Genomic DNA, 26,046 nt, shown 5'->3' on the forward strand with positions numbered 1-26,046 from the left:
CTCCAAAGGAATCCCGACCATGTCGCCACTGATTCGCTTATCCGCCTGCTTCGTCGCCCTGATGATGGCCATGGGCATCGGGCGTTTCGCCCTCACCCCGCAACTGCCGCACCTGCTCAGCGAAGGCCAGGTCGACCTGACGGCCGCTGGTCTGATTGCCGCGGCCAACTACTTCGGCTATCTGCTGGGCGCGGTGGATGCGATGTTCGCCCATCGTCCGCAGCAAGTGCAGCGCCGGTTGCATGGCGGGTTGTGGCTGTGCGTGCTGCTGACCCTGGCGTCGTTCTGGGCCAACGGCTTCTGGGCGCATTTGCTGCTGCGCTTTGGCACCGGGGTGGCGAGTGCCTGGGTGCTGGTGATGATCACGGCGCTGAGTCAACCACTGGCAGCGGCGGCAGGCCGGCCACGGCTCGGTGCGCTGGTGTTCGCCGGTCCGGGGCTGGGGATTTTTCTCACAGGGTTGCTGGCGCTGTTCTCACATCTGCTGAACCAGACGTCTGCCACGTTGTGGCTGATCTATGCCGCCGTGGCATTGGTGATGTTGTTGGGGATCGTGCGGTTCCTGCCACAACCGGGCGTGCACACACCGGTCGCCACCCTCAACGTCAGCCATGCGAATCGCGGCATCCCGCGACTGGCGGCGGTGTATGCGCTGTACGGCGTGGGTTACATCATTCCGGCGACGTTCCTCTCGCAGATGGCCAACGCGCAGTTTCATGGGCAATGGCAGGCCGATGTGTTGTGGCCGTGCTTCGGCCTCGGCGCCGCCATCGGTGTGTTGCTGGTGAGTCTGCGTCGCCACGACCCGAACACCACACGGCATTGGCTGACCGCAACGCTGTGGTTGCAGGCGATCGGGGTCTTCGCCTGTCTGTTGGGCAGCGGTTATGGCCTGGCGCTGGGGGTGATGTTGTGCGGCATGCCGTTCCTCGCTTGCATGCAACTGGTGATGCAGCGCTCGCGGGAACTGGCGCCCCACACCACCCAACGCAACGCCGGGCTGCTGACCGCGTGCTTCGCCGTCGGCCAGCTCAGCGGCCCGTTGCTCGCGGCACTGAGCAGCCATTTCAGCGGCGGTCTGCAACCGGCGCTGATCATTGCCGGCAGCGGTCTGCTGATTGCCGGCGGGCTGGCGCTGCAATCGGTCAGTGCTGGCCGAGGGCTTTGCGCAAACGCCGACGCACCCACTGCTCAGCGCTGACAAAGGTGATGCCGAGCAACACCAGTACCGCGCCGATGACGAAGTTAATGCTCAATTCTTCACCCAGCAGCACCACGCCAAAGGTGACGCCGAACAGCGGCGTCATGAACGAAAACACCGCCAGATTGGCCGCCAGATAGCGGCGCAGCAGCCAGAACCACGTCAGGTAACTGAAGAACGACACCACCAGGCCCTGGAACAACACGCTGGCCACCGCCACGGTGGTCAGGCTGACGTGAGTGATCTGGCCGCTGAACAGCGCGATCAACAGCAGGCCGACGAAGCCGACGATCAATTGATAAAACAAGGTCAAGGTCACCGGCGCTTCCGATAGCCGCGAAGCGCGCACCACCACGGTGGTCGCGCCCCAGCAGGCACCGGCAATGACCCCGAACGCATCGCCCAGCAGCATGCGCCGGTCGAGGTTGTCCCACGACACGCCACCCGCGAAAGCAATCGCGATGCCGATGAATGCGAGCAGAATCCCCAGCCATTGCAGCGGTCGCAAGCGTTCGCTGGCCAACAGGAAATGCACACCCAATGCAGTGAAAATCGGCGCGGTGTAGAGGAACACCGACATATGCGCGGCAGTGGTCAGCTGCAGACCTTCGGCGATGAAGAAGAACTCCAGACCGAACAACGCACCGGCCAGCAGTCCACCGCGCCATGTGTTGCCCACCTGATCCCAACCACCCTTCCAGCACAGCAGCAAACCCACCAGCAACGCGGAAATCCCCGAACGCCCGGCCGCCTGCATCACCGGCGCGATGTCGGGCGCGGCCCACTTGATCATCACTTGCTGCACGCCCCAGATCAGGCACAGGCCGATCATCACCTGCAGGGCAAAACCGTCGGCATTGCGCCGCTCGACACTCACCGCAACACCTCGAACACACACAACATGGCAGCCATCCACTGGTCGAAAATCTGTGTCGGGGATTATCAATCAGTCAGGCAGAAAAAGCCGTCTGGGAAAGACATTTATCTTGCCTGTTGCGGCAGCGGTGAATGGCTGTCGGCTGCGCCGCCATTCGCGAGCAAGCCCGCTCCCACAGTAGAACGCATTCCCCCTGTGGGAGCGGGCTTGCTCGCGAAGGCGTCGGCCCAGACAACCAGGATTACGCAGCTGACCTCACAAATCGCTTCGCAGCCAGGAAACCGACCGTGCAGGCAACAGCCGTCGCAAACGCCCCCCACGCCCAATCCATCAAACTCACCTGCACCGACCACCCGCGCAGCGTCGCCCAGTTGGTCAAGTCATAAGTGCCGTACGCCACCAGCCCCAGCAAAGCACCCCGCGTCGCGGCCCACTGCAAACTGACCGCCGGCAACACCACAAACTGCACACAGCCGAAAACATACAGGCAATAAAAAACCGCTGCCGGTAACAGCAGCGGTTTTTCGAGCATCAGCGAACCGAGCAGCTCGCGGTAGGTTGGCGCCATCAATACGCCGAGCCAGATGCCATCGAGCAACAGAAACGCCATCAGTGTGGCGCCATAGGCAATCAACGCTTTTTTCATTTAACCGACCTCAAGTGAGCCCATGCAACATGGGCTACGCGAGGCTCAGGTTAGTTCAATGCGATCGGCGTGAATGACGATCTTGCCTTCCTTGTACAGCGAACCGATGGCCTTCTTGAAGTTGCCCTTGCTGACCCCGAACATGCTGCTGATCAGCGCCGGATCGCTCTTGTCGCTGATGGCCAGCGTGCCGTTGCTTTCGCGCAACTTGGCGAGGATCTTCGAACTCAGGCTGCTGGCCGCTTCCTGACCCACCGGTTGCAGGCTGAGGCTGATCTTGCCGTCGGCGCGCACTTCCTTGATGTAACCCTTCTCGCGCATGCCGGAACGCATGAACTTGAAGATTTCATTCTTGTGGATCAAGCCCCAGTGCTTGTTGTTGATGATCGCCTTGAAGCCCATGTCGGTGGCTTCAGCCACCAGCAGATCAACTTCCTGCCCGGCGCTGTAGTTGGCCGGAGTCTTGTCGAGGTAGCGATCCAGACGTGCGGTCGCGGTGATGCGGCGGGTGTGTTTGTCGAGGTAGACGTGCACCACGCAATATTCACCAGCGGTCATCTGCCGCTTCTCTTCGGAATACGGCAGCAACAGATCCTTCGGCAAGCCCCAGTCGAGGAACACACCGATGCTGTTGATTTCAACAACTTTCAGGCTGGCAAATTCGCCGACCTGAACTTTTGGTTTTTCAGTGGTAGCGATAAGTTTGTCATCGCTGTCCAGATAAATAAAAACGTTGAGCCAGTCTTCATCTTCGCTGGGAATATCTTTAGGGATATAACGGTTAGGCAAAAGAATTTCGCCGTCGGCACCGCCGTCCAGATATAAACCGAAGTTAGTGTGTTTAACCACTTGCAAACTGTTGTAACGCCCGACTAAAGCCATTTTCCAAAACCCTCATTGCGTGGCGGCATTCTACCCGGTTTTGCCGGTTTCGTTCGCTGGCTGAGCAAGCCGTTTGGGAAAATCCACGGGACACCTTGATTTTCCTGGGTCTCGCACGGCCGGGCTGCCACTCGTCTGACCAGTGCAGCACCGGCCGCGCCATTTCGCGCAGGATGTTTTCACTGATGGCAAATAAATGTTCTTATTTAAAACAGTGGCTTAGGTGGATATTTCGAATAATTAATCGAGAATAATCCACCCACGCGCTCAGTTATTCCCGGGGATATTTATCAAGCAATTGTCAAGTTATTCCTGTACGATGCCTGGCCGAGTTACTTTTCTACAGGTTAATGGCCGCCATGCGTGTAAAAGCATCCACCAGCAAAGCAAAGCCAGCTCCAGCCGTTGAAACCAGCGAATCGATCAACGATCAAATCGCAGCGTTCCTCAAGTCCGGCGGCGAAATCCAGCAAATTGCCAAAGGCGTCAGCGGCCAGACGTTCGGTCCGTCCAAGCAGATCAGCCTGGGCAAGAAGTAACACCCGGTAATACACCCGTCCTGAGGCGCTTTGAGTTTCGAAGCGTCTGGACTGGCACCCGCGCAATACCCTCCATTCTGTTTAACCAATCTTTTGAAAATCGACGAACGGCCATCATCGCCGAGCATTCGCCGGTATCCTTGCACGCGTCTGGATCAAGCGTTTCAGCAGGCTAAGCCTGCCCCTCGCTGTTCATGGAGTGACGCATGCTCAAACCAACTTCCTGTTTACTGCTGGTAGGCCTGCTGGTCTGCTCGACTGCGCACGCGCAGATTTTCCAGCGCGAGCTCGGCGACTTCGACCTCAAACTCGGCACCACGCCCAGCCGCAGCATGGCCCAAGGCTTGGTCAAGCCGGCGGCAGTCGGCTCGTTCCACGGCGGCCTCGACCTCAGCCACGACAGCGGCCTGTATGTCGGCCAGTACGCACCGAGCATGGGCCTCACACCGGGCAAGAACCTCGAAATCGACTCCTACGTCGGCTTCAAACAACCTTTCGATCAGACCCTCGGCTATGAAGTCGGGATGATCCACTACAGTTATCCCAAAGTAGACACCCTCGACAGCCAGGAGCTGTTCGGCGGCCTGACCCTGCTCGGCAGCCGCTTCGGCGTCGCCGTGAGCAATGACCCGGACAAACAGAACAACACGCTGTTCGCCGACCTCGGCGGCAATCAGCCGTTCGGCATCGGGATCAGCATGAAATACACCACCCACCAACTGAACACGCCCGTGTCGGTGGACGGTGGTTATGTCAGCAGTTTTACCGATTGGTCGGTGAAATTTTCCCGGCCGTTCATGGGCGTCGATCTCGACCTGATCTACAGCAATTCCAACCTCAGCGGCAGCGATTGCTCGGCTTATTCCGGGCAAAACAGCGAGTGCGACGGGCTGGTCACGCTCAAGGCCGAACGCGCGTTCTATTGATCGGCTGAACTGCCGGCAGCCTCCCGCGTTCACATAAGAATCAGACGCCAGGCTCTCGCAAGGATTCGCTCATGTCTCGCTGGTTCAAACACCTCGCCACCCTGCTGATCTTCACCCTCGCCCTCGGCGCCTGCAGTCGCGTCGGTCTGGCCTACCGCAATCTCGACGTGATCATTCCATGGACGCTTGGCGACTATCTGGACATGACCGGCGAGCAAAAAGACTGGTTCAACGATCGCCTCAAGGAGCACCTGAACTGGCACTGCACCACGCAATTGCCGGGCTACCTCGACTGGCTGGATCGCTTGCAAGTGATGGTCGAAACCAATCAGGTGACAGACGCGGCACTGCAAGCGCGAACCGCAGAGGCCAAACAGGCAATCGCCGAAACCGCACGCCAGATCACGCCATCAGCCATCGAACTGCTGCAAGGGCTGGACGATAAGCAGGTCGCGGAAATGAACGACGCGTTCGCCAAGGACCTGCGCAAACGTGAGAAGGAATACGTCAAACCACCGCTGGCGCAACAGATTGCCGAACGCGCTGCGCGCATGGACAAGCGCCTCACCGATTGGCTTGGCCCGTTGAGCGCCACTCAGGAACAACGGGTGATGGCCTGGTCGACCGCTCTGGGCGATCAGAACACTCAATGGATCGCCAACCGCGCACATTGGCAGCAGCAGTTCAGTAACGCCGTTGCCCAGCGTAAAAGTGCCGAATTCCCACAACGAATCGAGACACTTCTGGTCAACCGCGAGCGTTTATGGACAACGGATTACCAGAAGGCCTACGCCAATACAGAAGCACAGGCGCGCTCGCTGGCAGTGGATTTGATGGCTGAAAGTACGCCGCAGCAGCGTCAGCGGTTGCTCAAGAAAATCGAAGGGGTGCGTAAAGATTTCAACGACCTCAAATGCCTCAAGGCCGCACAAAAACCTTAAGGCTATGCAAAAAACAAAGTGGGAGCGAGCTTGCTCGCGAATGCGGTGTCTCATTCACCATTAATGTGTCTGGTACATCGCATTCGCGAGCAAGCCCGCTCTCACAAAAGGCCTGTCAGGCAATCTGCACCTTTGAAGCCACCTCATCAAACGTCGCCTCATCCAGCGCATCTTCCTGCTCGTCCAGCACCTGCCGCGGATGATCATTTCCGGGAATGCTGCTGTCGATCAGGCTCAGCAGGCTTGATCCGCGTGGCGTCAGAATGAAATTGCTGCCGGTACTGCCCATATGATCCGGACGCGGTTCGATAAATCCACGATCAAGCAACAAGCCTTCATATTCGCAGGCCACCGTTTTCAAGTGATCCAGATTCTCGATCGGCTCGCCTGCACTGGCTTTCTGCGCCGCATAGTCCTCGGCATATTTTCGCGGCGCGAAACTTTCGCCTGCACTGTTCTGCACTTCATGCAGCAAGCGTTCAATCAAATCCCAGTTATAAGTCGTCATCCTGATTCAACCTCCGGTGCGCGTGATTTAGGGCACTGTCATAGGTTGTGACCCGACCGTGCCGCAGCCGTTCAGCCGCATTTTTTGCAGCGACCGACCGGCGGTCTGTCGAATGGATTGAGGGTTAAACGACTAGTCTGACAAAGACGGTTTCAACCCCGCAGGAGAAATCATCATGAACGTCGAGAATCATCCGGTGGTATCGCGAGAAGAATGGCTCGCTGCGCGCAAGCAACATCTGGCCGAAGAAAAGGCCTTCACCAAAGAACGCGACCGCCTCAGCGCCAAACGCCGCGCGTTGCCCTGGGTCAAAGTCGACAAGGACTACCGATTTCACGGCTCACACGGCGAGCTGAAACTGGCCGACTTGTTCGGCAAGCACAGCCAACTGATCATTTACCACTTCATGTTTGCCAAGGACTGGGAGGAAGGCTGTCAGGGCTGCTCATTCCTGTCCGACCACATCGACGGCGCCAATCTGCACCTGGCCCACCACGACATCGCAATGGTCGCGGTCTCCCACGCCCCGTTTGAACAGTTCCAGGCCTTCAAGCGGCGTATGGGCTGGAAATTCGACTGGGTGTCGTCAGACGGTTCCGATTTCAACTACGACTTTGGCGTGTGTGCCCGCGCTGAAGATGTCGCTGCAGGAAAGGCTACGTACAACTACGAAAAGACTGACAGTGCCGAGGAAGAAATGCCGGGGCTGAGTGTGTTTTATCGTGATGCAAAGGGCGACATTTTCCACACCTACTCAACCTATGCCCGCGGTCTGGACATGTTGGTGGGCGCCTACAACTACCTCGACCTCACGCCCAAGGGCAGGAATGAGGATGAGATCATGGAGTGGGTGCGGCATCATGATCGGTATGAGTCGCCAATGATGTCTGACTGCTGTCATGACAAAGAAGGTTGAACCCAATCGGAAAAAGCGGGGTTCGTCCCCGCTATCGACGCAGCCAAAAGGTGACTTACCTTTCGGTACGCAAGTTCATATACAAGGATTTGATCAATGCATCCTCGCCGTCTTCAATGTCCGGGACATAAAAGCTCATACCAAATTCGCTAACGTCAAACCCGTCATCGTCAATGACGGGTTGGATGCCATTACCGCGGAACAGACCCAGTACGGGGAACAGTTTTTCTCCCACCAGTTTGTGTCCCTGCCAGGAGACGCCGCTTCTATCGAAAAACTCCACACCTTTTACTATGTCTTGCTCGTCGTAAAAGACATGCAGGTCGTGACGTACAAATGCATCGGTAGTGTTCAATGAGCCAGCCGTTTTCTTGAACTCCTCGAAATCACGGCCCAAAATACTGCGCACATGCATTCTGGACAAGGTTCCACTCAACGGCCCTACCGCTCCGAATACCTGGAATGAAAAGTCCACCTCCGCTACCTCCTGAAATCGTTCGCATCTAGTTTGAAGGCATACTACAACATCATCTAATAGTTGAATTTTGTTTTGATCTGTCCGCCTTCGCGATAAGACAGGACAAATGACTTCCATGGTTCACCGCGCTCGACTGCATTTGCATGCAACTGGTCAACCAGACGAAGAATTATTGCCCCGTTGATGTCTGTTTCGGCGTTCCAGTCCTCCACCCCGCTTTTCTCAACGCCCAGTTCCGTCTGAATGTATCCCTCCCCCAACTCCACACCGTAGCTGAATGCATCGTAGCCATGGACGATACCGGCTTCGACTTCCTGGAAGATTTCCTGGACGATATTTATATCTTCATTAATCACTATGAAACCTCCGGAAATTGATGGAGCAAGTTCTTGAGCAGCAAGATTTTCGCCTTCTCATCAATTACGTGTGGCGCATCAGATTGCTACGCGAAGGGAGAAATCAGTCATCCACCATGACTTCAAATGTTGATTTCCGCATTTAATTTCTCTTTTAAGCTGAGTACGTCCGACAGCGGCACGACCCATTCGGAAATCCTGTCGCCATCCTCGTTAACGACCTCTCGTGCACCGAAGTAAGAATTAACATCGTCCACATTGAACCCAGGAACAACATCGTTTGTAAAAACCACATTATTCTGAATGTGAACTGACTCTTCAACAAAGTATAAAACCCAGACCATCAGGAAATTTGCGAACTCTGGATCAAGCATTGAAGTGACCAATACAGAGCGCGTTCTCCCTTCGAGACCGAAACAAATCAATGAGTACCAGCTACTCAAATATTCCTGCCTTCCCCAGAAGGAGATCGGAGCAAAGAAGCATTCCTCTTGGTCACCTAGTCGGATAAATCCCCGTAGGGCCTGGACTCCAAAGTGGTCGGGAGGCTCTTTTTCCAGCAAAATTTCAAAGCTCATTATTTAGTCAAAAAAAGGGATAGACCATACCTTCTTTAAATTAGGTCTGACCCCTTTCCCGTTTTCTAAACATTTGAAACATAAGGATCAACGCCTTCACTTATCAATCGCTCTTGTAAAACAAACAGAAATTGTATTGCAGCCTCTTCATTGACAGAAGCTTTCAGCGCATCACCCTCAGTTATCTCGTCCTCACGCATCACGTCCACATGCCCACCCGCGTCATACCTTATGAAATATCGCTCATTGCGTTTCCAAATCTCTACATCACGGAACTTGAATAGCAAATTGTCCATGGCCCACTCTCATTAGAAAATTTTAGTGACAGTATAGTCCCCAGGCTGCACTGGGTTCATTACAGCCTCTGGCAATCCACCAGGGCTGGTGAATCCACCTGGGCGCCAGAAACCATTTGCTCCGTACTCATTCCCTGATGGGATTCGGAAGCCATCTGTCTTATTGATTGAGATCAAAACAGGATTTTGTCCCAGTGTTCCTTTATCCAGACCGAGGTACTGCTCCAGTTTTGATATGTCGCCGTTGGCACGCGAGATAGCATCTTGTGCGACACTTTTTGGCAGAACCCATGTCTCGGTTCTACCTATTACGCCCTCTGGAGCAACGCTCTGAAAGCGTGCAATCCCGTCACTGAACAACTTGGCGTGCGCCTCCTGATACTCTAATGAGAGGTAGGTTTCCGGTAGAGGTCGAACACCCTTTTTGACTGCAAGAACCCTTTCAACAGTCGCTGGATCAAGCGTATCAGGGGTGATGATGAACGGCTTGTACCCTATTCGCCCCAAGTCCTGCAGTTTCGCGAACTTTTTCTTAATGACGTCCAGATTAAACGAAGATGACAGCTGTTTGACTGTCTTGCTTGCGATGTCGATCCCCATCCGAGAGAGCAACGCCGCACTTCGGGCAGCGCTGCTACCGCCTCCCGCGATAGCGCCGATCACCAGAGCGACGGCCTGCCCCATCTGCCTGCCGAGGTTGACGGCATTTACGTCACCACCGACTTCAAGCGCCTCATTCATCTGCTCGAGTTGTACTTTGAACGACGCTGATAGTTCTTCACCCAGAATGGCAATACCTTCGGTGGAAGAAGCAAAGTCGATCATCGCGTCTATGCCTTCCTTCGGGTGACGCATGAATTGAGCAGCACCGTCCAGCGAGCCTAAACCGGCTTCGGCCATTCCATCCTTGAAGCCATCAACAATTCCGACCCCCGTCAAACCGTCCTGGCGTAAAGAAACAAGATCCCATTTCATGGAAATCATCATTTTCTTTAGCAGGTTAGGTTCGGCATCAATTTCCTTGCGGGCCTGTACTTCTTGCTGCGTCGCCAACCAGTTGTTATCAACGTTCGCAATTGCGGCGTTATTGGCCGTCGCTGCTCCGCTTGGATCGCTAGCCGCAGCAATAGCGGTCACCAGGCTGGTGATGAGGTTGCGCTTGGTTTCGCGATCCGCCGCTGTCTCGTTTGGATCAGGGTCCGCAAACAGTGCTGTCAGCACACTGGCTGCCGCTCCACCCAACGCACCCGCCGAACAGCTTTGGTTACTGGCAGCAGCGCCCGCGCAGCCAAGGATCGCATGCAAGCCAGCGTGTACCGGACTACCTTCCTTCAGCCCTTTCAAGACCAGTTTCCCGATGTAATCCGATCCCTGCTGCTGGACGTAATTGACCACCATATTCTGCGCAAACTGAGCGCTAGCGCCAGTGACACCACCGGTGATCCCGGCGACCAACGCCGTAGTGATCTGCCGATAAGTGCCTCCCGGCCCCCAGTTCTTGTTGATGTCCTTGATTTGTTGAGTGAGCTCTACATATTTTTCATGATGGGCATCCTTTTTTTCCTGCGAAAGGCTGTCGTCATGTGCTGCGAGGTACTCTCTTTCAGCTTCCTTTTTCTTGCTATCGGCTTCGTTCGCACGGTTTTCGATAAACTGCGAAACGTTCTGTACAAACTTGCCGACGATTTCGAAATCCACGCCAATTTCCTGGGCGTCGAAAATCGGTTTGAGCTTGTTGCTGCCATCCCGCTCGCTGGAAACATCGGTGTTGATAGCAGCGATGGTTTGCTCTGCAGTTTTCCCGGTCAGTTCCTGTTGTTTGGCTCCGTTGGTGATCGTGACCGCAGCACCGCTGATCCCGCTGTGGGTGGTACTGCTTGAATCACCGCTGGCAAACAGGACGATCGGTGTATTCGCGTTTGCGCCCTCCTTGGTGGTAACGACAGGACCGCCTCGGGCAGGCGTGCCACTGGCGTTGCCGCCACCCTTCACATTGAAGCCATAACCACCACTGAGATTGATACTACTGGCGTCGTACTCGGCCTTGTTCTTGATATCGGAACTCGTCAGCGTGCCAGTGCTAAGGGTGTTTTTGCCGTCGGCGACCGCCTTGTCGGTGCTGGCGATTACCGCGCCGACCAGATCGGTATTGCCCTTGACCTCAACCTGGAAGCCACCGTCACCGGCCTTGATACCTGACTGTTCCGAAACACTGGCGTACTCGCTTTGCATGTGCTGCGCAGCAATGCCGCCGCTGACACTGCTGGTGCCATAGCAGAATGGTGGAACGCAAACACTCAGCCCGACGTTTGCACTCATCTGCTTGGAGGTATAGGTGCTGGTGTCCTGCTGACTCTCGACATTGAGGTCACCGCCGACTTTCACCTTGACCGTCTCACCGGTGGTAACAGCCCCTTTGATGTTGGTGTCGCCACCGCTTTCCAGGTTGAGCGTATGGCCCGACTTGATCGAGGTATTGGTGTGAGTGACGTCATCGCCATCGCTGTTGCCCCGTCCCACGTTGGCGGCGAGTTCGAAGGTAATGCCGTTGCTTTCACCAAAGCCAAAACCGATGCCTGCGCTCCAGCCGCTGTTGCTGTTGGCACTTTGTTGATGTGCGGTGTTTTGCGCGGACAACAGATTGATTTCACCGTCGGCTTTCAGGCTGACATCGCCGCCGCCTTCGATTCGGCTGCCCACGACATTGATGTCACTGTCAGCACCGGCTCCCGTTGCAACGATGTTGACGTTGCCACCTGCGACAACATCGCTGGCAACCACATTGCGGCCACTCTGGCTGCTGTTCATCTTGCTCTGGCTGTTGCTCAGATTGACGCTGACTTTCACGCCACCCAGAGGGTTCTGCATCATCGCCTGGCCGGCATCCAGCGCCTGATTGGCACTCATGGCGGCGTTCACCGCTGCCAAGGCGACCATTCGATCATCGCTGGTTTTCTGCGCTGCTTCGCCCATTTGCTGAATGCCACGCAGGGCATCTACCAGAGGAATGCTGACGGTGCCGCCGATTGCCGTGCGGCTGGTGCTCGCAGTTTTATTGGTGTTGAGAGTGTCGAATCCTGCCTCGATATCAACGTGCTTGGCTTTGATGTTGATATCGCCCTGAGGGGCGACCAACTGGCTCGCGCTCTGGGTGTAATGATCCCCGGCGGTCAGGGAAATATTGCCGCCAAGGGAGGCAATTTGACTGCCCGACTGACGCGTCGAGGTGTTTTGCTCCGATTCTTTCGTTTTGACGACCCCGGTCGCGGGTTGCCACCAGCTACCAATCTGCCCGGTTTTCGTACTGCCGGACTTCGAGCTTGAGGACGAAGTGTTCTGTGCACTGGTAATTTCGAGATTGCGACCGGCATCTATGCCAATGTTCTTATCTGCCACGAGCGTACTGCCCTCGACAACGGAATCGCGACCACTCTTGATCTGGATGCTGCCAGCGCTTATATCGCTACCAATATTCTGCGTTGACGTCTGTTGAGCTTGCTGGGCTTTGCGAGTTGACGAAAGCTCGCCCGAAAGGGAAAACCCTGTCTTACTGGAGCTCTTAGACTGACTGGAAGTTTGTGTCTCTTGAGCGGCGCCAATCAGAACATCATTGGCCGCTGTCAGCTTCACCTCGTTTTCCGCACGCAGGGCAGCCGCTTGCAAAGTGATGTTGTTATCCGATTTGAGCTCGATATCCTTTGCACTGAGTTCGGTGCTGTTCAGTCGTGTCTGCGTCAGCTCACTGCTGCTCGATTTGCTTTTGCTCCAGCCTTTCTTGGATGAAGCGTTGGCCTGGCTATAAGAGTCTTCAGCAGCCAACAAGTTGATGTCGCGACCCGCGGTAGCAAGCAAAGTCCCATCGCTGTTGAGCTTCGCTCCGGTCAGATTAATGTCCTGACCTGCCGACACCACCAGCTTGGTACCCGCCTCGACTGTCGAGCTGACGGACAAGACCGTCTCGCTTTCACTCATCGTCGACTTCTTCTTGCCGAAGGAGCCCTTTTTGGTTTTCGAGTAGTAGTCGTAATCAACGTCTTCTGCCGTCGCAATATTGACGTCATCACCAGCGAACAAGTACGCCTCGTTGCTGGCGCTGATGCGACTGGCAATCAGATTGAGGTCTTTGCCAGCGTTGACAGCAATGTCACGCCCCGAGTTGATGACACTTGATTGCTGGGAAACATTGAGGGACTCCACCTGCGTGCGCTTGCTGCGCGCCACGTACTCACTTTCATTTGCCGCGGATGCGATCAGTACATCATTGCCGGCATTCAAGCTCAGATCCCGCTTGGCATCCAGCCGACTGGCCACAACCGCCACATCCCGATCGGCACTGATCGACAGATCCCTTCCGGACGTCACTTCAGCGCCGTGCTGGGTAATTGTCTGATCGAGGTAGCTGCTGCCCCGCGCATTGGTGCTGCGATCCTGAACCGAGGTGATGTTCACATCGCGATCGGCATCGAGCGTCATGTCCCCACCGCTTTTCAGCACACCGCCAATGTTGTTGATGTCTTTGCCGGACTTGATCGTCAGATCGTTGGCCGCTTCGATCCGTGCAGCATTGTCCAGGTAATCGCGGTGGAACACGTTGCCACCGCGATTGACATCGACACTGGTCACGTCACGCTGGTTGATCACGCTGCCGTTGGTGGCTGTGAGGCTGACGTCCTTGCCGGAAATGATGCCGCCGGATTTGTTGATGATGTCGTTGCCGGCCTTGAGGGTCAGGCGTTCACCGGCTTCGATCAGGCCGGTGTTGGTGAGGTTGTTACCGGCTTCGGCCGACAGGTTGTTGGAGGCTCGCAGCGTACCGGCGTTATTCAGGTCGCCACCGGCGATCAGGGTCACGTCACCGCCCTGGATCAATGCACCGTTAGGCGCCAGGCGGTTGTTGGCCTGGGCCAGGTACAACACCGGCACCAGCACTTTCTCACCGTTCACTTCGTGCTCTTCGAGCCAGACGATGTCGTGGGTCAGTGCCGCCACTTGTTGCGCGGTCAGGGTGACGCCCACCGACAGGTTGAGCTGATCCTTGCTGGCGATGGCGTTGTTCATCAGGTACTTGAACATGCCTTCGTCGGAGGTCTGTCCGTCGATGAAGCGCTGGCCGGTGCGGGCCACCACGGCCTGCTGCACCATGCGTTGTTCAAACAGTCCGTCGCCCAGGCGCTTGGCGCTGGTGTCGGGGTCGTAGCCGAGCTTGCCCAACAGATAGTCCGAGCTCATGAACTGCTTGAGGTTGGTCAGCGCCGGGTTGGTTTCGATCAGATATTTGTGCGGGTTGGAGCGCACGCTGGTATCGGGTAGGGCCTGCACGCGTGGAACGTCGAAAGAAACGTTGCCACGAGCGGGCATCAGCACACCGACCGGCCCGTCACCGGCAGCGGCATTGACGTTGATGACAGCCGTCTTGTCATTGAGATTCAGCGAAGGACGGCTGGCCAATGCCAGCTCACGGTTTTTCACCGAGACCGGATCGTTCTGGTCGAACTGCAAGTCAGTTGCGTGTCTGACCGGCATGCCGCCCGCATGCGTAGAAGGTGCGGCAGTGATGGAGCCGATCGTCCAGTCTTTGCCGGCTACGAGCGTTTGCTCGCTGCCGTCCTTGCGGCTGAGGCGGAACAGACCGTTGTCGCCGGTCGGCAGGGTGAAGCCCGGCAAGGCCAGTGGGTTGACCTGTTGTTGCGCAAGATCCGGTGGCAACTGGGAATTGATGCGGATGACCGTCGGGATCACCCCGCCACCCAGTTGAGTGGAGCCCAGGCGAGACGCCCCGCCCGCCGACGCGTTGCCGTTGCGAACGACGCCGTTGTCGAGTTTGTTGGTTGCGTTGATGTAGACGGTGCCGCCTGCTTGAACGACCGCATTGGCATTGGCTGTCGGGCTGCTTTCAATAGTGGTGACTTTGGAGAACGCTGCGTTCTTGACCGCAGCCGGCGCCTCCGTGCGCACGCCGCTGTCGTAGCTCGGTGCAGGGAAAGGCAATTTCCCGTCGTAGTCTAGAAGGATCGACCCAAACAGGAAGAAGTTGGCGGCCTCGCTACCGGTATGACGCCCGCCGACCGTAGTCAACGTTTCGACGTTGTTCATGTCCCAAGTGTGGAGGTTCGGGATCATTTTGATTTTGCCGTCCGAGACCCCCATTTTTCCTGAGTCATAGTCCGGATCATTGGCAGCGTTATAGGCGAGTACGTCCCTCCAGAAAAACACGTCATGCCGACCTGGCGCGGCGAACCAGCGACTGACGGTGTAGTCCCCGACAGTCGCTCCCTGGTTCGTGAAGTTCTGCACGTTGATTGTCATGTCACGCCCGGCGCTTACGACAGAGGCGTTATTGATGAACTCCCGACCATTCCCAGTAAGGTTTCGCCCGGCCGTCAGCGTGCCGGAAGCCGAATCCTGAACAATGGTTGAGTGGTATTTTTCAATCCACACCATGTGGCTCGGCAGGCGAGTCTCGTAAAAAATGTTGGAGAACGAAGTACAGGTTTCGCACCGAACACCAATCGCCCCGGAGATCAGCCCGCCCCCGGCAGCCACTTCAAACACATCCTTGCGGTTCTCGATGTGATCCGCCGCCAGGCTCAGGTCACCGGTGCTCTCGATCGTTCCGGAAATGTTGTTGATCGAGGAACTCCAGCCATTGCTGTCGTCCCGGGCGATGCTGATGTTGCCGATGCCATAGATGTCGGCATAACGGTTGGTCAACGTCCCGACCCGCAGCGCCATGTCATCGCCACTGAAGATCAGCCCGTTCTGGTTCAGCAGCGAATTGCTGTTGATCCGCAGCTTTCCACCGCCACCAAGAGTGCCGTTGTTGACCAGAGAATCGGCATTGACAGTCAGGCGATCGGCAGACGTGATGCGCCCGAGGTTGGTCAGGCTGCCGCGACTGGTGATCGTGGACTCAGAGGCGCCGGTGATGCTGGCAGCGGCAGCCACATCAATCTGCGATGCAGTGAGCCCCATCGTTCCGACGCTGCTGATCCGCCCATTGCCGCCATACCGGCCACCCAACTGGATATCCATGCCGCCATCACTGGCAATCAACCCGTCGTTGTACCAGTTCACCCCGCGCCCGGTGAGCTGGTTTGAGGCCAGCACCTGGCCGCTGGCCGTTTGCGTGAAGTTGTTGACGTTGAGCGTCAGGCGCCCGGCCTGGATCACGCTGCTGTTGGTCCAGCTGTCGGCGTTGAGGGTCAGGCCGCCACGGGTGACCAGTGAGCCGCCGGCGTTCATGACGTTGGCGGTGGAAATATCGAACTCACCCACACCGACATGGGTCACTGAGCCGCCAGCGTTGAGGAAGCCCGGCGCTGCCAGGGTGAAATCGGTGTTGGCGGTTTCCACCAGACCGTTGCGGTTATCGAACTGGCTGCCGATCTGGAAATCGGTTTTACCGTTGATGCCCAGTGCACGCAGTTTGCCGCCCTGGTTGTCGAGGTTGGTGGCGCGCACGGCCAGGGTGCCGGCGCTTTCGATCAGACCGCCACGGTTGCTCAGATTATTACCCGCACCAAGGTCGATGGCGCTGCCGCTGACCTGGCCGGCGTTGTTGTTCATCGAACCGGCAGCGACTTTCACCAGGCCCTTGGCGTAGATCCCGCCCCCGCTGTTGTCGAGAGCGTTGCTGCCCGTGTCGAGCAGGATGTCGCCCGTGTTGGCGGCGATGCGCCCGCCGTCGCTGTAGATACCGCCGAGCGCTTGCAGGTCGAGGCGACTGCCTTCGATCTTGCCGCCTTGGCCGTTGCGCAACACGCCGCTCAGGCGGGTTTGCAGCAAACCCTTGAGGCTCGACAGCACACCGCCACGGCTGTCGAGGCTGGCGGCGGTGAGGGTCAGGTCGCCGTTCTGGGCGATGATCTTGCCGCCCTGGTTATCGATGGCGCCGCTGCCCGCATTCACGGTCAGTGCTGTCATGCTTTGCACAGCACCCTTGGCGTTGTTCAGCGCCGCAGCGGTGAGGTTCACCCCGGCATCGCGGCTGGAGATCAGGCCATCGGTGTCGTTGTGCAGAGTGCCGCCAGCGGTGAGATCCAGTTGGCTGTTGGCCGACACGGTGCCGCTTTGGCTGTTGTTCAGATCACCGCTGGTGAGCAGGCTCAGCAAGGTCTGGCTGATCAATTGTCCGCCGCGGTTGTCGACACTGGCGGAACGCTTGAGCAGCAGTGGGCCGCTGCTGCCCAGCGCACCATTGACGTTGGTCAGGACACCGAGCAGGTCGAGGCTGACGCTGTCATCGCCAACGAAGCTGCCATGGCTGTTGTTCAGTTGCGTGCCGGTGAATGTCAGGGCTTTTTTCGCGGTAATTCTGCCGCCGCTGTTGTCCAGCGTTACAGCGCGGACATCCAGCGTGTCACCGCTCTCGATCAAGCCGCCGGAAGTATTACTGAGCGTGCCACCGGTCAGCGTCAGCGTCTGCTTGCCGCCACTGCTGAGAGTGCCGTTGCTGTTATCGAGGCTCGCGGCCTTGATGCTCACCTCGCCCTTCGCGCCCACGCCACCGTTGCTGTGGTTGGTCAGCGCGCCACTGAGGTCGATGCTGGTGTTGCCGAGCAGACTGGAAACACTGCCTTGCTGACTGTTGTCGAGGGTGCCGCCGGTGACGCTCACGCCGTTCCAGCCGGAGACCAGCCCCCCCTGGTTGTTCAGTTCGGCAGCGGTCAGAGTCAGTTGATCGTTGCTGATCAGGTTGCCGCCACGGTTGTCCAGGCTGTTGCCTTTCAAACTGAAGCTGTTGACGCTGGAAATCTCGCCCTTCTGGTTATTCAGATTGCGCAGCGTATCGATGCTCAACACGCCTTTGCTGTTGATCACGCCGTTCTGGTTATTGAGGTCACGCAGGTGGGCGATGCTCAGCAAACCCTTGCTGCTGATCAGGCCGTCCTGGTTATTCAGATCCTGTGCGGTGGCGCCCAGATCGATCGCCACGCCCGCAACACCCACCAGCGTGCCGCCCTGATTATTCAGGCCGGTGCTGTTGAGGGTCAGTTGTTGTGCGGCCTTGATGCTGCCCTTGTTCTGGTTGTTCAGCAGGCCATCGACCTTGACGTCGATATCGCTGTCACTGAGCAAAACACCTTCGCCGCTGTTATCCAGACTCGCCGCGCGAACCTGCAGCGCCGCCGCCGCGATCTTGCCTTTGATCGAGGTCAGCTCGTTGTCGATCTGCAGGGTGAGTTTCTGATTGCTCAGCAGTTGGCCGCCGCTGTTGTCCAGCGACTTGGCGATCAGTTCAAAAGCCTGATCGCTGGAAATCTCGCCGCCACGGTTGTTTACGTCAGCCAGATTCTTCAACAACAACTGACCCGGTGCACTGATGACGCCGCCCTGGTTGTTCAACGCGCCGCCGTTCAGATCGACGCTGACATCAGCATTGCTGCTGAACAGCTTGCCGCCCTGTTGATCGAGACCACGAACATTGGCCACCAGCGAATTGGCCGCGCCGAGACTGCCGGCGGTGTTGGTCACCTGGCCGGCCGTGATGTGCAATTGATCGGCGGAGTAAATGCTGGCCAGACTGTTGTTGAGGTCGCCGGTGGTGATGCTCAGTTTGCCTTTGCCGCTGATCGCGCCTTTTTGCTGATTATCCAGCGCGCTGCTGTTGAGCGTCAGGTCGGTGTCGGTCAGCAGTTTGCCGCCCTGGTTACTGACGGCGCCACGGGTGTCGATGGTCAGCGCTTTAGCGCTGGAGACCGTGCCGGCCTTGTTGTCGAGGCTGTCGGCGTTGATCGCCAGAGCCCCTTCACCGACGACACTGCCCTGCCCGTTGTTCAGCCCCGCAGAGAGGTTGATTGCGATATCTTTCTGGCTGGTCAGACGTCCGCTGTTTTCCAGGGTCTTGCCCGTCAGGGTCAAGCCGCTGTCACCGGACAGCAGCCCCTTGTTGCGGTTGATGACGTCATTGACCGTCAGCGCCAGATTGCCGCCGGCGAGCATGTAACCGCTGTCGCTGTTGTCGAGCCAGGCGCCGATCAGGCTCACATCGGCCTTGCTCGACAGTTCGCCGCTGCGGTTGTCGATACGGTCGACGCTGAGCTTCAGCGCTTTTGTTGAACCGATCAGGCCTTCCTGACGGTTATCCAGACTGGCGGCGGTAATCGTCAGGCCGTTGTCGGCGATGACCACACCGTTCTGGTTATCGAACATTCCGGTGACGCTGAAATCGACATCACCCCGCACGCGAATGTCGCCGCTGTTGTTGTTCAGACTGTCGCTGCGACTGTCGAGGCTGGCAGAGGCAATCACACCTTTAACGTTGCTCAGCGCGCGCTCGACGACCAGGGTGAGCTTTTCATTGCTCAGCAACTTGCCGCCGTCGTTATTCAGGCTTTGCGCGTTAACACTCCAGGCCTTGGCGGCCGAGATTTCGCCGGCGCTGTTGTTGACGTCCTTGAGGTTTTTCAGCAGCAACTGGCCCGGCGTATGAATATTGCCGCGCTGGTTGTTTAGCAGGCCGTTGTTCATGTCCAGGGTCAGGTCGCTGTTGCTGAACAGCTCGCCGCCGTCCTGCTCCAGCGAGGTCAGCGAAGCCTGAAGTTTCTGCTGGCTACCGATGGTGCCCCCGGAGTTGTCCAGGTGCCCGGCGGTCAACAACAGCGTGCCATCGGTGGCGATACTGCCGCTCTGACGGTTCTTCAACTCGCCGGTAGTCAGCGTCGAATCGGCCTTGGCGCTGATGATGCCGTTGGCGCTGTTATCCAGGCTGCCACTTTTGAAGGTCAGGCCTTTCTGCGAGACGATCAGGCCGCTCTGGCTGAGTACCGCGCCGGTGGCGGTCAGCGCCATTGCTTCAAGGCTCGACAGTTTGCCCAAGCGATTGTCGAGGCTGCCGGCGGTGAGGATCATTTGCCCTTCACTGCTGATCAGGCCTTGCTGGTTATCCATCGCGCCGTCGAAGGTCAGCCCCAGATTGTTCTGACTGACGATCCGTCCAGCAACGTTGTTCAATCCTGTGCCGCTCAGGGTGCTCGCGCCCTTGCTGAAAATCAGGCCGTTGCTGGCGTTGATGATCTGCGCGACTTTCGCCTCCAGCGTGGTGTCGGACAACACCTTGCCGCCCTCGCTGTTGTCCAGGCGCGACCCGTTGATGTGCAGGTCCTGCTGGCTGGAGAGCGAGCCGCCGCGGTTGTCGATCTGGTCGACGTTGACCGTCAGGGTCTTGAGCGACCCGACGAGACCGTCCTGATGGTTCTGCAGCGTCTTGCCAGTCAACAACAGGTTGCCTTCGGCAACCAGTTCACCGCCCTGCTGGTTCAGGCTGTCGATGTTGGCGTCGACATCGCCCTTGCCGGAAATCCGTCCGCCATCGTTGGTGACATTGTTGGCCTTGAGGCTCAGCAAACCGGTCGAGGTGAGCAGACCGCCATTGCGGTTGTCCAGCGTGTTGCCCTCGAACATCAGTGTGGTCTTGCTTTCAACGCGGCCCTTGTCGCCGTTATCCAGCTCACCGATCAACAGTTTCGCCGCCTGATCAGCGCGAATCGTGCCACTGCGGTTGTCCGTATTGGCGCTGGTAACCGTCAGGGTGTTTAGGCTGGAAATCTTGCCGGCGCGGTTATCCAGGCGCGTGGCTTGCACGTCCATGGCGCCGTTGGCCTGGATCAGGCCTTTGTTCTGGTTGTCCAGGCGATCGCTGATGCGCGTGGTCAGCGTGCCTTCACTGGTCAACTGGCCTTGCTGGCTATTGTCGAATTGCTGTGCGCGCAGGGTCAGCGCTTGTTTGGCGCCGATCCGGCCGCCGTTGCTGTTGTTGATCGCGCCGAGGGCGGTGATGTCGAGCAACTGCCCGGCGGTCATCACGCCGGCGACGTTATCCAGCGAAGTGACCGTCAGTACCGCGTCGGTCTGGCCGGCAAGTTCACCATTGCGGTTGATCAATTGACCGATGTTGCCGGTCAGTCTGGTCTGGCTATTGATCACGCCTTTGTTGTTCAGCACTTGAGCGGCATTCAGGTTCATCGTGCCGCCGCTCAGTACACGCCCGCTATTGCGGTTGTCCAGCGTGCCCGCCGTGATAGCCGTGGTTTGTCCGCTGAGGGTGCCGCCCTGGTTGCTCAGGGTTTGCGCAGTGCTGACTGTCAGATTGCGGCCGGCGATCAGGCTTTTGCCAGTGTTGTCGAGGTTTTGCGCACTCAGGCTCAGATCACCGTTGGCGTTGCGGCCGCCGTCGGCGTTGACCCCGGCCTCGATGACTCCGGCGTTGGTCAGCTGACCGCCGGCACTGAGGTTGATACTGTCGCGGGCAGCCAGGGTCTGGCGGTTGGTCAGATTGCCTTGGGTCTGCACATTGAGCGCGGTGCCGGCATAGACTGGGCCGCGCGCATCGATACTGGCCGCCTTGACGTTGACCGCGCCAGTGGCCGAGGTATCAACCAGGCTCAATTGACCATTGGCATCAAGTTGAATATCGACACCGCTGGCGATCAGTTTGCCGTCGAGCTTCACCCCGACGCCGGCCTCGGTGCCGACCAGTTTGATCGCCCCGGCGTACATGCCGCCGAGTGCCGAGGAGTCGATGGCCAGTTGCGGTTTGGTGCTGCCGTCATCGGCGCGGGCCGTGGCGCTGAGATGTTCAGCGTTGACGTCGTTACGCCCGGCGACGATGGTCAGGTTTTTCGCCTGGATCTCGGCGTTGATCTTCGCGGTGCGGGTGATGATTTCGAAGCGGTCGACGTTGTTGGCGTTGAGGCCGGCGCCTTCGATCGCTACAGCGCCTTGATCAACCTGAAAACGATCCAGCCGGCCCGCGCCATCCAGCACCGGCTTGCCGGTAGTCAGCGTCACGCGCGGTGCGTTGATGAAGCCGCAGCCATTACAGGTGATGCCATACGGGTTGGCGACGATCACTCGCGCTGACTGCCCCGCCACTTCGGTGTAACCGCGCAACTGGCTCGGGTTGCCGCTGATGACTTCGTTGAGAATTGCCTGCGCCGAGCCGCTGTTTTTCAGGTTCGGGTTGCCGATGATGTGCCCGGCCAACTGCGTATTCGAGGTTTGCGTCGAGCCGTTGTTGAGGATGACACCCTGCGCGCCGACGTTGTAATCATGGAACTGGTTATGCGACAGCCCGTTGCCGTTGGGCGTGGCGATGTTGATGATCGGCACACCGTTACCGGCACGATCCAGCGAGGTGTTCGGGTTGGCCACGACAATGCCGTCGGCCTGCGCCCACATCGGTTGCCAGAACATGACGTTCGCCAATAGAAACGCCAGCCCGCGCTTGGGCATGCCCCAGAAATGCTCACGGGTTTTCACGGCAGCAGAAGGCTGACGAGCGAGGAAGGCGTATTGGCGAACGTCCATGTTTGAGCTCTCGTTGCGACAGGCGAATGAGGTCTGGGTAATCAACAGGCAAAGCGATCCCTGCCCGGCAAAGCACGGCGCCAGGTGAGAGAACAAGCAAAAGGGGATAAATGCGCGCTTTGGTCAGAACGTCCAAAGCGTGGCAGAAACGATCGCAGAACTGCTTGCGAAGAGTTTGTTCGATCCCTCGAAATCACCGATTGATATCAATGTGATGGCGCGATGGTAGATTGCCATCATTCTGACGTCAATAAGTCGTACAGTGTCTTTTTTCGCAACGGCTCTAGCGCGCGGCTTTTCCTCAAGAAGTCTACTTTTGAGGGGGAATCGCGACCGTTCGGTCACTTCAAATGGGCTGGCAAAAACACTGTCACTGAACTTTTCACCGTCCGAAACCCTCCACCGATTAACCCGCCTTACCCGGAACGGAGGCCCGCCCCCATGAAAACCCTGCTCAAGTTAACCCTCGCCGCCACACTCGCCTGCGCCCTGCCCGTCTGGGCCTGCACGCCGGAAGAAGCCACCGCCAAGCGTGAACAACTGGCCAAGGAAGTCGCCAAGCTCACCGAACAGAATCCGACCAAGGCCAAGGAGATCAATGCCGAGTTGCAGAAAATGGACTTGGGCACGGCCAGTGCGGATTTGCCGGACAAATGCCAGTTGATTGATCAGCGCTTGAAAGAGCTGGACTCGGCCGAGAAGAAAACCGAGGGTTAATCACCGCAGAATCAAAAGATCACAGCCTTCGACAGCCCCTACACCGATCCCTGTAGGAGCTGCCAAAGGCTGCGATCTTTTGCCCTTAAAAATGCATTTGTGCATTTATTTTCTTGCATAAACGCATATCCAGACTATGGTTACATCGAGCAAGGAGATCGGCACCGTTCATCGCAGATGAAAACCGTTAACCACCGATCGCTCGGCAATACCGCAACACAATCACAAGCTGGACGCTTGTTTTCATTCATGGAGGACTGAAAAAATGTTAACCACTCAAGCAACATCGTTCACCGGCGAGAGCCTGCCAATGTGCCTCGTCGGCCACCTGCTCGACCCGCAACTGGTCGAGGTTGAAGCCACTGCGCAAACTGCGGCACTGGCCGCCGCCAACCTCAACTTCACCATGCAGAAACAGACGCAGACCAACTGGTGCTGGGCCGCCGTTTCCGCCTCGGTCGGCAACTACTACGGCACCGGGAACTGGACACAGTGCGGGGTCGCGAGCACCCAACTGGATCGCAACTGCTGCAACCAGCCAGGTCCGTGCAACGTCTACGGCTATCTGGATTCGGCCCTGCAAACCACCCGCAGCTACAACGGGATGAATCAGGGTTCGCTGCAGATGTCGGCCATTCAGAACCAGATCAACATGGGTCGCCCGGTCGGCCTGCGTTGCGCCTGGTACGGTGGTGGCGCGCACTTCCTGGCGATCTACGGCACCAACGGCAACTATGTGCTGGTCGCCGACTCGATCTACGGTTACTCGACCCGCGCGCTGAACGCGTTCCCCGGTTCGTACAACGGCGGCGGCAACTGGACTCACACTTACTTCACCGCGAAAAACTAGGAGGGCGACATCATGCAACTGACTTATCCAAAGGCGCCTTCCAACGGCGTACAGACTTTGCGTCCGGTGCTGCAAGCCGCGCTGCAAAACCAGGGCTTCGGTATCAACCGCCAGTTCGCCAATGCGACACCGGCCAAAGTCAGCCTCAGCGAAGCCTATCGCGGCTACTCGCTGACGCTGGACGATCTGAGCCATGGCAAGGGTCTGAAAGACGCACGCATCGGTGACTGGCATTACCTGGTATTTGCCGACGGCGTGAGCATCGCCGATGCGCAACTGGCCGAGGTACGCGGCCATGTCGAGTTCGCTTCGCTGAACCACGGCACCCGGGCCACCGACACCGTGGGCGCGCTGAAACTGGCGGAACAGGCGCCGCAATTGCAGGGCAAAACCGTTGAACTACGGGTGCTGTTTGTCTCTGCGCTACACGTCGTGGCGATCTGGCTGCACGCTGACGGTGAGGATGTACTGATCCCGATCGAGCCGACGCCGAAAGAGCTGGGCGACTCGCGGTTGTACAGCGAAGCCGCGCTGCTCGCCTTGCTTAAACCGGCGGCAGATCGCGCCAAACAGCGCTTTGACGCGGACACCAGCGGACTGTTGGGGAACTGATAAACCCTGCGCATAAAAAAACCCGGACACTGTCCGGGTTTTTTATTGCCTGCGAAAACGCCTTACTCAGCCGCTGGCTCAGCCGGCTTGCGACGCTTGAGCGGGGCCATGCCGTCGCTGCTCACCAGCGAATCCGGCTTCGGACGGTTGGCGCTCTTGCGCTTGGTCGGGGTCTTGGCGGCGGTTTTCTTCTTGTCGCCCTTGGCGTCGGTCTTTTTCTTCTTCACGCCGACGGCTTTGCCCGAGGCCTTGACCTTTTTCGGTCCGCCGTAGGTGCCTTTGACTTCCTTGATGGTGCGGCGCTCGAAGCTCTGCTTCAGGTAGCGCTCGATGCTCGACATCAGGTTCCAGTCGCCGTGGCAGATCAGCGAGATCGCCAGACCGTCGTTACCGGCGCGGCCGGTACGACCGATGCGGTGCACGTATTCGTCGCCGCTGCGCGGCATGTCGAAGTTGATCACCAGATCCAGGCCATCAACGTCCAGACCACGGGCCGCGACGTCGGTCGCTACCAGGATCTTCACACCGCCCTGCTTCAGACGATCGATCGCCAGTTTGCGATCCTTCTGGTCTTTCTCGCCGTGCAGCACGAACGCCTTGTATTCCTGAGCCACCAGACGGCCGTAGATGCGGTCGGCCATGGCACGGGTGTTGGTGAAGACGATGGCTTTCTGGTAAGTCTCGTTGGCCAGCAGCCAGTTCACGATCTGTTCTTTGTGCTGGTTGTGGTCGGCGGTGATGATCTGCTGACGGGTGGTCGAGTTCAGTTGGCTGACCGCGTTGAGCTGCAGGTGCTCAGGGTTGTTCAGCACCTTGGCGACCATTTCACGCAGACCGGAACCGCCGGTGGTGGCGGAGAACAGCATGGTCTGCTGACGGTTCGGGCATTCGTCGACCAGACGCTGCACGTCTTCGGCGAAACCCATGTCGAGCATGCGGTCGGCTTCGTCGAGCACCAGCACTTCGACTTCCTTGAGGTCGAGGTTGCCGGCGTTGAGTTGCTCGATCATCCGGCCCGGGGTACCGATCAGGATGTCCGGCACCTTGCGCAGCATCGCCGCTTGCACCTTGAAGTCTTCACCGCCGGTGATCAGGCCGGACTTGATGAAGGTGAACTGCGAGAAGCGTTCAACTTCTTTCAGGGTCTGTTGGGCCAGCTCGCGGGTCGGCAGCAGGATCAGGGTCTTGATGCTGACGCGAACCTTGGCCGGGCCGATCAGGCGGTTGAGGATCGGCAGGACAAAAGCGGCAGTCTTGCCGCTACCGGTTTGCGCCGTCACCCGCAGGTCACGCCCCTGGAGCGCCAGCGGAATGGCCGCTGCTTGCACAGGCGTTGGCTCGACAAATTTCAGCTCGGCCACGGCTTTGAGCAGGCGTTCGTTCAGGGCGAATTGGGAAAACACGGGTGCTACCTC

The 26,046-nt window shown here is 57.9% G+C and carries 18 protein-coding genes; 8 read left to right on the plus strand and 10 right to left on the minus strand.

From position 1 onward, the window contains the following. Window positions 1–19 precede the first annotated feature (19 nt). The gene (locus tag JFU48_RS29440) at window positions 20–1,201 is read left to right on the plus strand and encodes an MFS transporter (RefSeq protein ID WP_201138450.1); all 1,182 of its coding nucleotides are present in this window, start codon (window positions 20–22) and stop codon (window positions 1,199–1,201) included. Here the strand turns inward: JFU48_RS29440 and JFU48_RS29445 are convergent. From JFU48_RS29445 to JFU48_RS29455, 3 genes are all read right to left on the minus strand, one after another. Further along, window positions 1,146–2,078 (minus strand): DMT family transporter, encoded by a 933-nt coding sequence (locus JFU48_RS29445; RefSeq protein ID WP_103486557.1) that lies wholly within the window; start codon window positions 2,076–2,078, stop codon window positions 1,146–1,148. The genes JFU48_RS29440 and JFU48_RS29445 overlap by 56 nt on opposite strands. Window positions 2,079–2,319: 241 nt before the next feature. Next, on the minus strand, window positions 2,320–2,724 hold the full coding sequence (locus JFU48_RS29450; RefSeq protein ID WP_201138451.1) for a DUF2177 family protein: 405 nt from the start codon (window positions 2,722–2,724) through the stop codon (window positions 2,320–2,322). A 45-nt stretch (window positions 2,725–2,769) separates the two neighbouring features. Next, a complete protein-coding gene (locus tag JFU48_RS29455; protein ID WP_003222709.1) occupies window positions 2,770–3,606 on the minus strand; it encodes a CvfB family protein in 837 nt (278 codons plus the stop codon). Window positions 3,607–3,956: 350 nt separating this feature from the next. Between JFU48_RS29455 and JFU48_RS29460 the strand changes: the two genes are divergently transcribed. The 3 genes from JFU48_RS29460 (at window position 3,957) to JFU48_RS29470 (ending at window position 6,012) form a co-directional block, all read left to right on the plus strand. Next, window positions 3,957–4,145, plus strand: a complete 189-nt coding sequence (locus JFU48_RS29460; RefSeq protein ID WP_016985943.1) for a hypothetical protein — start codon at window positions 3,957–3,959, stop codon at window positions 4,143–4,145. Window positions 4,146–4,351: 206 nt separating this feature from the next. Then, on the plus strand, window positions 4,352–5,071 hold the full coding sequence (locus JFU48_RS29465) for a TorF family putative porin (RefSeq protein WP_003222704.1): 720 nt from the start codon (window positions 4,352–4,354) through the stop codon (window positions 5,069–5,071). 71 nt (window positions 5,072–5,142) lie between these two features. Continuing rightward, on the plus strand, window positions 5,143–6,012 hold the full coding sequence (locus JFU48_RS29470; protein ID WP_201138452.1) for a DUF6279 family lipoprotein: 870 nt from the start codon (window positions 5,143–5,145) through the stop codon (window positions 6,010–6,012). A 115-nt stretch (window positions 6,013–6,127) separates the two neighbouring features. Here JFU48_RS29470 and JFU48_RS29475 read toward each other — a convergent pair whose 3' ends face one another. Then, window positions 6,128–6,520 carry a transcriptional regulator gene (locus JFU48_RS29475; RefSeq protein WP_201138453.1) on the minus strand — a complete coding sequence of 131 codons (393 nt, stop codon included), beginning with the start codon at window positions 6,518–6,520 and terminating at the stop codon, window positions 6,128–6,130. A gap of 175 nt (window positions 6,521–6,695) precedes the next feature. On the opposite strand from JFU48_RS29475, the gene JFU48_RS29480 reads away from it, so the two are divergent. Then, window positions 6,696–7,436 (plus strand): DUF899 domain-containing protein, encoded by a 741-nt coding sequence (locus JFU48_RS29480; RefSeq protein ID WP_201138454.1) that lies wholly within the window; start codon window positions 6,696–6,698, stop codon window positions 7,434–7,436. A 55-nt stretch (window positions 7,437–7,491) separates the two neighbouring features. Here the strand turns inward: JFU48_RS29480 and JFU48_RS29485 are convergent, their stop codons facing one another. From JFU48_RS29485 to JFU48_RS29505, 5 genes are all read right to left on the minus strand, one after another. Next, window positions 7,492–7,911: a hypothetical protein gene (locus tag JFU48_RS29485; protein WP_201138455.1), complete on the minus strand. Its 420-nt coding sequence runs from the start codon at window positions 7,909–7,911 to the stop codon at window positions 7,492–7,494. A gap of 56 nt (window positions 7,912–7,967) precedes the next feature. Then, window positions 7,968–8,270 carry a hypothetical protein gene (locus JFU48_RS29490; protein WP_201138456.1) on the minus strand — a complete coding sequence of 101 codons (303 nt, stop codon included), beginning with the start codon at window positions 8,268–8,270 and terminating at the stop codon, window positions 7,968–7,970. A 122-nt stretch (window positions 8,271–8,392) separates the two neighbouring features. Continuing rightward, on the minus strand, window positions 8,393–8,848 hold the full coding sequence (locus JFU48_RS29495) for a hypothetical protein (RefSeq protein WP_201138457.1): 456 nt from the start codon (window positions 8,846–8,848) through the stop codon (window positions 8,393–8,395). Window positions 8,849–8,913: 65 nt separating this feature from the next. Further along, window positions 8,914–9,144, minus strand: coding sequence for a hypothetical protein (locus JFU48_RS29500; protein WP_135295168.1), 231 nt, complete (start codon window positions 9,142–9,144; stop codon window positions 8,914–8,916). A gap of 12 nt (window positions 9,145–9,156) precedes the next feature. Further along, on the minus strand, window positions 9,157–22,452 hold the full coding sequence (locus JFU48_RS29505; protein WP_201138458.1) for a hemagglutinin repeat-containing protein: 13,296 nt from the start codon (window positions 22,450–22,452) through the stop codon (window positions 9,157–9,159). A 441-nt stretch (window positions 22,453–22,893) separates the two neighbouring features. Here JFU48_RS29505 and JFU48_RS29510 point away from each other — a divergent pair, with 441 nt between their 5' ends. The 3 genes from JFU48_RS29510 (at window position 22,894) to JFU48_RS29520 (ending at window position 24,631) form a co-directional block, all read left to right on the plus strand. Continuing rightward, on the plus strand, window positions 22,894–23,169 hold the full coding sequence (locus tag JFU48_RS29510) for a hypothetical protein (protein WP_201138459.1): 276 nt from the start codon (window positions 22,894–22,896) through the stop codon (window positions 23,167–23,169). Between the two features lie 265 nt (window positions 23,170–23,434). Next, window positions 23,435–24,019, plus strand: a complete 585-nt coding sequence (locus tag JFU48_RS29515; protein WP_201138460.1) for a papain-like cysteine protease family protein — start codon at window positions 23,435–23,437, stop codon at window positions 24,017–24,019. A gap of 12 nt (window positions 24,020–24,031) precedes the next feature. Further along, a complete protein-coding gene (locus JFU48_RS29520) occupies window positions 24,032–24,631 on the plus strand; it encodes a hypothetical protein (RefSeq protein ID WP_201138461.1) in 600 nt (199 codons plus the stop codon). 62 nt (window positions 24,632–24,693) lie between these two features. Here JFU48_RS29520 and JFU48_RS29525 read toward each other — a convergent pair whose 3' ends face one another. Then, window positions 24,694–26,034, minus strand: coding sequence for a DEAD/DEAH box helicase (locus JFU48_RS29525; RefSeq protein WP_201138462.1), 1,341 nt, complete (start codon window positions 26,032–26,034; stop codon window positions 24,694–24,696). Window positions 26,035–26,046 lie beyond the last annotated feature (12 nt).

The sequence above is a fragment of the Pseudomonas sp. TH49 genome, assembly GCF_016650625.1.
Taxonomy (GTDB): domain Bacteria; phylum Pseudomonadota; class Gammaproteobacteria; order Pseudomonadales; family Pseudomonadaceae; genus Aquipseudomonas; species Aquipseudomonas fluorescens_H.